The following is a 7,712-nucleotide window of genomic DNA, read 5'->3' as shown; positions in this document are numbered from 1 at the left end:
GGCCTGTCCAGTGTTGTGTCGTACGTGCCTGCATCAATGCTGAAGGGGGGGCTTCAATTGTCTTGGCTGTGATCGGCACACAGCTCGTACACACAGCCGCGTAGCCAGCGATGGGCCGGGTCGGCCTCCATGCGCGGGTGCCAGAGCATGGAAATGGTCATGCCCTGCAACGCCAGCGGCAGGCTGAAACTGTGCAGGCCGTCGCGCAGGCTGGCGGTGTGGCGCTCGGGCACCGTGGCGATCAGGTCCGAGCCCCGGGCCAGGGCCAGGGCTGCGGAAAAACCGCCGACCTGGGCGACGATTTCCCGCTCCAGGCCCAGGCTGCTCAAGGCGTGGTCGATGCGCCCATGGCCCTGTCCCTGGCGCGCCAGCAGGATGTGCTGGCCTGCCGCATAGCGTTTCGCAGTGACCTTGCCCCGGCTTAGCGGATGTCCGGCACGCACCACGCCAATCAGGCGGTCGCGATACAGCGCACGGGTGCGCAGTTCGGGGCTGGTGTGTGCGTCGATCACCGCGGTTTCCAGGTCGACGCTGGCTTCGCGCAGGGGCGTGCTGTCGCGGGTGAGCTTGTTGACGAAATGCAGGCGCACCTGGGGCGCCTCGGCGCGCAGGCGAGTGATCAGCGCCGGGCCGAAGTTCTCTACAAAACCATCGCGGCTGCGCAGGGTAAAGGTGCGCACCAGGTGCTTGAGGTCGATCTGCTGGGCAGGAAGCAGCAGCGCCTGGGCATCCTCAAGCACTGTGCCGACCCGCTGGCGCAGTTCCAGGGCCCGGGGTGTAGGCACCAGGCCGCGTCCGGCACGCACCAGCAGCGGGTCGCCGGTGGTCTGCCGCAAGCGCGCCAGGGCCCGGCTCATGGCCGAAGGGCTCAGTTGCAGGCGCGCCGCTGCCCGCGCCACGCTGCCTTCACTCAGCAGTACGTCCAGGGTCAGCAGCAGGTTCAGATCGGCAGTTGTCGGCATGGGGGCAATCTAGCACGGCCAAGGGTGATAGCGCGTGGCGTGCATTGATTAGCTGCAAGGCAGGCGTCTTCCGCCTGGTCTGGAAGCTGAATAGGCTGGCGACACCCTCATTCATGGAGCTGCGCCAATGACCTCCCTAGCCACGCCGGCGACTGTCGAAGCCTTGCCATCCCGGGCCCGCTGGGCCCTGGGCAGCCTGTCCCTGGCGATGCTGATGCCGTCGCTGGATACCAGTATTGCCAACGCTGGATTACCGACCCTGGCCCAGGCGTTGGACGCCTCGTTCCAGCAGGTGCAGTGGATTGTCCTGGCCTATCTGCTGGCGATCACCACGCTGATCGCCAGTGTCGGCCGCCTGGGAGACCTGCTCGGCCGACGCCGCCTGCTGCTGGGCGGGATCGCGCTGTTCACCCTGGCTTCGCTGTGCTGCGGCCTGGCCCCGAACCTTGGCTGGTTGCTGGCGGCCCGGGCCCTGCAAGGCGTGGGCGCGGCGCTGATGTTGGCGCTGAGCATCGCCCTGGTGGCGGACAGCGTGCCCAAGGCCCGCACCGGCAGCGCCATGGGTTTGCTGGGAACCCTGTCGGCGCTGGGCACCAGCGTCGGGCCGTCCCTGGGCGGGCTGCTGATTGCCAGCGTTGGCTGGCGCTGGATCTTCCTGGTCAACGTGCCCCTGGGGATCGTCACTCTGCTACTGGCCTGGCGCAGCCTGGCTGTGGACGTGCGGCCCAACGTGGCGACGCGGTTGGCCTTCGACTATCCCGGCACGCTGCTGCTGGCCCTGGCCCTGGCGGCCTACGCCCTGGCCCTGACACTGGGGCAGGATCTGCTGGCGCCCTTGAACCTGGGATTACTGGCGCTGGCGATACTGGCCTCGGCGCTGCTGGTAGGGGTGCAGCGACGGGCAGCGGCGCCACTGTTCCAGCCGGCGCTGCTGCGCCTGCACGGATTGCGCGTGCGCCTGCTGCTGAACCTGCTGGTGTCCACGGTGATCATGTCGACCCTGGTGGTGGGGCCGTTCTACCTGGCTCGCGGCCTTGGCCTCGAGCCTCTGTTGGTGGGCTTGAGCCTGTCGGTCGGGCCGTTGGTGGCGACACTCGCGGGATGGCCGGCGGGGCGTCTGGTGGACCGCCTGGGTGCCCGTTGCATGTCCCGCAGTGGCCTGCTGGGCATGTTGCTCGGCCTGCTGGCCCTGGTGCTGCTGCCCGGCAGCCTGGGATTGGCCGGGTATCTCACGCCGCTGGCCCTGGTGACGGCGGGCTACGCGCTGTTCCAGGCGGCCAACAACAGCCTGGTGATGCTCGACGTGGACCCGCAGCAACGTGGGCTGACCGCGGGCTTGCTGAGCCTGTCGCGCAATCTCGGCCTGATCAGCGGCACCGCCGCCATGGGCGCACTGTTTGCCTGGATCAACAGCGCCAGCGCAGTCACCCGGACTATGCCCGACGCGGTCGGCACTGCCATGCACGGGACTTATGGCGTGGCTGCGCTGCTGATTGCCCTGGCCCTGATGCTGGCCTTGAGCGACCGGCTGTCAGTGCCTGGCGAGCCCCCTTGTGAGCGGCTGCGCCCGGGCTAATCCAAGCACCAACACGCAAGGAGTGGTCAGCATGAGCCCTGAGCGTACCGTCCTTGGGCCCGACCGTTGGCCACACATCGATAGATCCTGCTGTTTATGGCGCGCCGCGTCGTATGCCTTGGGTGAGTGCCGACCCCTGGGTTTGCGCCGGAAGATCATCGAACAGCACAGCGAGGCCGGCGGCGGTCGAATAGCTTGTCTCCAGCTGAGCGACTGCGGTCAATTGCGCTGGGCTCAGGGTCTTTTCCTCAGCGTCGAGCTGTGTCTGCAGCGCTTCTCTGACGTCACCCTTGAGCGGCTTTTTGAGGGCCACACGGAGCACGGCGCAGGCCTTGAGCTTGCTTGGCTTGATACCCTGGCCGCGGTCGAGATGCACCGCCAGGCTGATCATTGCCATGGGGTTTGCCTGCTGGGCCGCCCGCAGGAACCAGTAGTTGGCCAAGGCCAGGTTCTCCGGCACCCCGACGCCCCCGCTGTAGAGATAGCCGAGGACGAATTGCGCATTGCTGCGGCCTTGTTGTGCGGCCCGGGTGTAGTGCGCCAGTGCGCCCGGGATGTCCTTGGGCATGCCGTTGCCGTTGAGGGCCATGGTGCCGAGCATTTCCTCGGCTTCGCTGTCTTGGCTGGCTGCCTGGTGGAGCAATTCCAGTGTGCGTTCAGCTGCGGGTGGCGTGCCTTTGCCGAACCAGTAGAGCTTGGCCAGCAGTGTCTGGGACGCGGCATCGCCCTGGGCGGCGGCCTTGCTCGCCCAGTGAAAGGCCTGGGCGTCGTTTTGCTGCACGCCGCGCCCGGACCAGTAGGCACTGGCGAGCATTCGTTGAGCTTCGGCCACACCCTGAGAGGCGGCTTTGGCGTACCAGTCGGAGGCGATCCGCAGCTGCTCGGGATCGCGGCCGGCGTCCGCCACCTCGATCAGCAGCCCGGTTAAGTACTGGCCCGAGGCGTTGCCGTTGTCGGCCGCGGTCTTGAGCCATTGCCGGCCCGCCTGCTGGTCGACGGGCAAACCTCTGCCGTAGTACTGCATGTGCCCGCGCTTGAACTGGGCGACGGGATCACCAGCCTGGGCGGCTGCCAGATACCACTCGGCCGCTTTGGCAGGGTTGCGCGGGACGCCCAGGCCTTGTTCGTAGGCTGAGGCGATCAGGGTCTTGGTGCTGTAGGGGGATTGCCACAAGGTGATCAGGAAAGTGACCAGGAGAAACGCTAGGATGGCGCAGGCCGTGAAGCCGAGGCGGCGAAGCATGTGCAGTCCATTCGCAGTGCAGGGGGGCGCAATTCTATCCGTCGGTGACGGCAGTGCCTATCGCAAGGCGGCGTCAGCACGAACCGATAGCAACACCAGGGAGCGTGCAAGGGCCGTCTCTGGTGTCGCTGCTTGGGTGGTTGCCGAAGGTTTGGCGGCCGCTGAACTTACAGACCCAGCTCCAGCTCCAGCAGGTCGGCCAATGGCTGGCGCCGGCGGATCAGCCTCGGCTGGCCGTTCTCGAACAGCACTTCCGGCAGCAGCGGCCGGCTGTTGTAGTTGGAGGACATGCTGGCGCCGTAGGCACCGGTGTCATGCAGCACCAGCAAGTCGCCGACCTGGGCCTGGGGCAGCAGGTGCGGGGTCAGGCATTCGTCGTCCTGGGTGAAGATATCGCCGGATTCGCACAGTGGGCCGCCGACCACGGTGGGCTGTTGCGGGCGTGCAACGGGCTGGCCGTTGGCATCCAGCAGGCTCATGCCGTGATAGGCGCCGTACATCGCTGGGCGCATCAGGTCGTTGAAGCCGGTGTCGACCAGCACGAAGTGGTGTTGGCCGGCGGTCTTCACCACCCGCACTTCGCTCACCAGGCAGCCGGCCTCGGCCACCAGGAAACGCCCCGGTTCGATTTCCATGCGCACGCCGTGGCCCAGGTAGGCTTCGATCTCCCGGCGTGCGAGGCTCCAGGCGCTGGCGTAGCGCTGCACATCCACCGGGGTGTCGCCTTCGCGGTAAGGCGTCGACAGGCCGCCGCCGATGGAGAAGGCCTCGATGTCGTGGTCCAGGGATTTGACCGCCGCGACCATCGCCGCGCCGACTTGCTCCAGGTGGTCGTAGTCGACTCCGGAGCCGATGTGCATGTGCAGGCCCACCAGGTGCAGACCGTACTGACGGATCACCGCCAAGGCTTCGCCGACCTGATCGTGCCAGATGCCATGCTTGCTGTTTTCCCCGCCGGTATTGGTCTTGCGGCTATGGCCGTGGCCGAAGCCCGGGTTGATCCGCAGCCAGACCCGGTGGCCCGGGGATTTCGCGCCCAACTGGCGGAGCATGTCGATGGAGCCGGCGTTGACTTCCACCTGCAATTCCACCACCCGGTTCAGGATCGCTTCGTCGAACAGGTCGCAGGTGAAGACGATGCCCGCGTCGACGGGGCTGAAGCCGGCCAGCAGGGCTCGTTCGATTTCTCCCAGGGAGACCGCGTCCACACGCACCCCGGCTTCGCGGATCAAGCGCAGCAGGTGCAGGTTGGACGAGGCCTTCTGCGCGTAGCGCACTACGTCAAAGCCCTGCAGTTGAGCAATCCGCGCCTGGATGGTGGCAGCGTCATAGCACCACAGCGGGGTGCCGTACTGGCGGGCGGCGGCGACAAGTTGAGCAGGGGAGAAGGGGATGGCCATGGCGATTGCAGTCTGTGGTCAGTGGGAGAACCGGCATCATGCCGATTCCTGGCTATTCAATAAAATACCTATTCTTTGTTGGGTAATTCATATCTGATATGGGCTGTTTGATTGAGCGAGTCTTCCCTCCATGGCTATTTCCCTGCGGCATATCGAAGTGTTCCGCGCCATCATGCAGGCCGGCAGCGTCACCGGCGCCGCGCGGTTGCTGTTCACCTCGCAGCCGACGGTGAGCCGCGAGCTGGCGCGGCTGGAGGCCCTGTCCGGTTTGTGCCTGTTCGACCGCGAGGGCGGGCGCCTGTTGCCCACGGCCCAGGCCATGCTGTTGCTGGAAGAAGTGGAGCGGGCCTACGTCGGCCTGGAGCGGATCAACAGCGTGGCGCAGTCGATCCGCCGTTTCGAGCACGGCCAGTTGAGCCTGAGCTGCCTGCCGCTGTTCTCCCAGACCTTGCTGCCGCAGGTGTGCAAGCATTTCCAGGCGCAGCACCCGGGCATCGGCCTGAGCATCACCGCCCAGGAATCGCCGTTGCTGGAAGAGTCCCTCAGCGCCCAGCGCTATGACCTCGGCTTGACGGAAAGCGAGCACCTGCCCCGGGGCACCCAGGGTGAATTGCTGTTCTGCGCCGACATGGTGTGCATCCTGCCTGAAGGGCATCGGTTGTTGGCCAAGGCGCAGCTGTCGCTGGAGGATTTTCGCGGCGAGAACTTCATCAACCTCTCGGGCCTGGACATCTACCGGCAAACCCTGGATGAGCATTTCCGCCAGGCCGGGGTCGATCGTCGGGTGGTGATCGAAACCACCAACGCCGCCTCGGTGTGCGCCATGGTGCGTCAGCAACTGGGGGTGGCGATCATCAATCCGCTGAGCGCCATGGAAGAGGCGGGCCGGGGCCTGGCGATCCGCCCGATCGAGCTGTCGGTGCCTTATCGGGTGATGTTGATCCGTCCGGATTACCGGCCGTCTTCGAGTTTTGTCGAGAGTTTCTGCGTAGCACTGCGCAGTGCGGCCCGGCAGTTGCTGGAGGCGTTGGCGAGCGGCCCGGACTGACAGCCTTCATCGGCTTTTATCCAGGGGCTGCAGCACGTGTTTTGCGGCCGTTCGATAAAGGGCCCGCTACCTGCGGGTTGTTGCTTGAGGGCGTCGATACCCAGTTCTTGCAACGCAGTGCTGCCGGGCAAGTGGTCGGGCAGCTCCAGGCGATCTTGCGCCTGTAAGTCGCTGAAGAGGGGGGAGCCATTTGCGGGATGGGAGCCCGATGCAGGCGAAGCTGCACCGGGGTGTTGCCGCCCGGCCGCCGGATGTCGTGGGTCCGAGGGCCGGGCGTTGAACGCGGGAGGGTTGTCTAGCGTTCGATGGCCAGCGCCACGCCCTGGCCGCCGCCGATGCACAAGGTGGCCAGGCCTTTCTTGGCATCGCGCTTGATCATTTCATGCAGCAGGGTCACCAGCACTCGGCAGCCCGACGCGCCAATCGGGTGGCCGATGGCAATCGCGCCGCCGTTGACGTTGACCTTGCTCGCATCCCACTCCAGTTCCTTGGCCACCGACAGTGATTGCGCGGCAAAGGCTTCGTTGGCTTCGATCAGGTCCAGTTGCTCCAGGGTCCAGCCGGCCTTGTCCAGGCAGCGGCGGGTGGCCGAGACCGGGCCGATGCCCATGATCGCCGGATCAACCCCGGCATTGGCGTAGGCGGCGATTCTGGCCAGTACCGGCAGGCCCAGGGCGCGGGCCTTGCTGGCGCCCATCAGCATCACGGCGGCGGCACCGTCGTTCAGCGACGAGGCGTTGCCGGCGGTGACACTGCCGTCTTTCTTGAACGAAGGCTTGAGCTTGCCCAGGGCCTCGGCGGTGGTGCCGGGGCGCGGTTGCTCGTCGGTGGCGAAGGTCAGTGGATCGCCCTTGCGCTGGGGAATCTGGATCGGGGTGATCTCGTCGACAAAACGCCCGGCCTCGATGGCCGCTGCGGCTTTCTGCTGGGAGGCAGCGGCGAAGGCGTCCTGGGCTTCACGGGTGATGCCGTACTTGGTCACCAGGTTCTCGGCGGTGATGCCCATGTGGTAGTCGTTGAAGGCATCCCACAGGCCATCGCTGATCATGGTGTCGATCATCTGGCTGTGGCCCATGCGCAGGCCGGTGCGAGCACCAGGCAGCACGTAGTTGGACAGGCTCATGTTTTCCTGGCCACCGGCGATGATCACCTCGGCGTCGCCGCAGCGGATCGCCTGGGCTGCCAGGTGCAGGGCCTTGAGGCCCGAGCCGCAGACCTTATTCAGGGTCATGGCGGGCACCGCGTGGGGCAGGCCGGCCTTGATTGCGGCCTGGCGCGCAGGGTTCTGCCCGGCGCCGGCGGTGAGCACCTGGCCCATGATCACTTCGTCCACCTGGGCCGGGTCGATGCCGGTCTGGGTGAGCAACTGGCGGATTACCGCGGCGCCCAGGTCAACGGCGGCAATGGACGCCAGTGAGCCCTGGAAACTGCCTACGGCGGTACGGGTGGCGGCAACGATTACGACGTCTTGCATGGTCTGGCT

Annotated in this window: 6 protein-coding genes; 2 read left to right on the top strand and 4 right to left on the bottom strand. The window is 66.3% G+C overall.

Going from position 1 to position 7,712, the window contains the following annotated elements; translation table 11 throughout:
- Positions 1–53: 53 nt before the first annotated feature.
- Complete coding sequence (locus GV819_RS28980) at positions 54–962, bottom strand: LysR family transcriptional regulator (RefSeq protein ID WP_161759455.1); 909 nt, start codon at positions 960–962, stop codon at positions 54–56.
- A 127-nt stretch (positions 963–1,089) separates the two neighbouring features.
- On the opposite strand from GV819_RS28980, the gene GV819_RS28975 reads away from it, so the two are divergent.
- A complete protein-coding gene (locus GV819_RS28975; protein WP_161759454.1) occupies positions 1,090–2,538 on the top strand; it encodes an MFS transporter in 1,449 nt (482 codons plus the stop codon).
- A 94-nt stretch (positions 2,539–2,632) separates the two neighbouring features.
- Here GV819_RS28975 and GV819_RS28970 read toward each other — a convergent pair whose 3' ends face one another.
- Positions 2,633–3,781 carry a tetratricopeptide repeat protein gene (locus GV819_RS28970; RefSeq protein WP_161759453.1) on the bottom strand — a complete coding sequence of 383 codons (1,149 nt, stop codon included), beginning with the start codon at positions 3,779–3,781 and terminating at the stop codon, positions 2,633–2,635.
- 167 nt (positions 3,782–3,948) lie between these two features.
- A complete protein-coding gene (gene lysA / locus GV819_RS28965; RefSeq protein ID WP_161759452.1) occupies positions 3,949–5,181 on the bottom strand; it encodes a diaminopimelate decarboxylase in 1,233 nt (410 codons plus the stop codon).
- 130 nt (positions 5,182–5,311) lie between these two features.
- Between lysA and GV819_RS28960 the strand changes: the two genes are divergently transcribed.
- Positions 5,312–6,229: a LysR family transcriptional regulator gene (locus GV819_RS28960; protein WP_161759451.1), complete on the top strand. Its 918-nt coding sequence runs from the start codon at positions 5,312–5,314 to the stop codon at positions 6,227–6,229.
- Between the two features lie 295 nt (positions 6,230–6,524).
- Here GV819_RS28960 and GV819_RS28955 read toward each other — a convergent pair whose 3' ends face one another.
- The gene (locus GV819_RS28955) at positions 6,525–7,703 is read right to left on the bottom strand and encodes an acetyl-CoA C-acetyltransferase (protein WP_161759450.1); all 1,179 of its coding nucleotides are present in this window, start codon (positions 7,701–7,703) and stop codon (positions 6,525–6,527) included.
- Positions 7,704–7,712 lie beyond the last annotated feature (9 nt).

Source organism: Pseudomonas sp. Fl5BN2 (genome assembly GCF_009908205.1).
Lineage (GTDB): Bacteria > Pseudomonadota > Gammaproteobacteria > Pseudomonadales > Pseudomonadaceae > Aquipseudomonas.
Note: the sequence above shows the minus strand (reverse complement) of the source record. Positions and strands in the feature narration are given on the sequence as shown.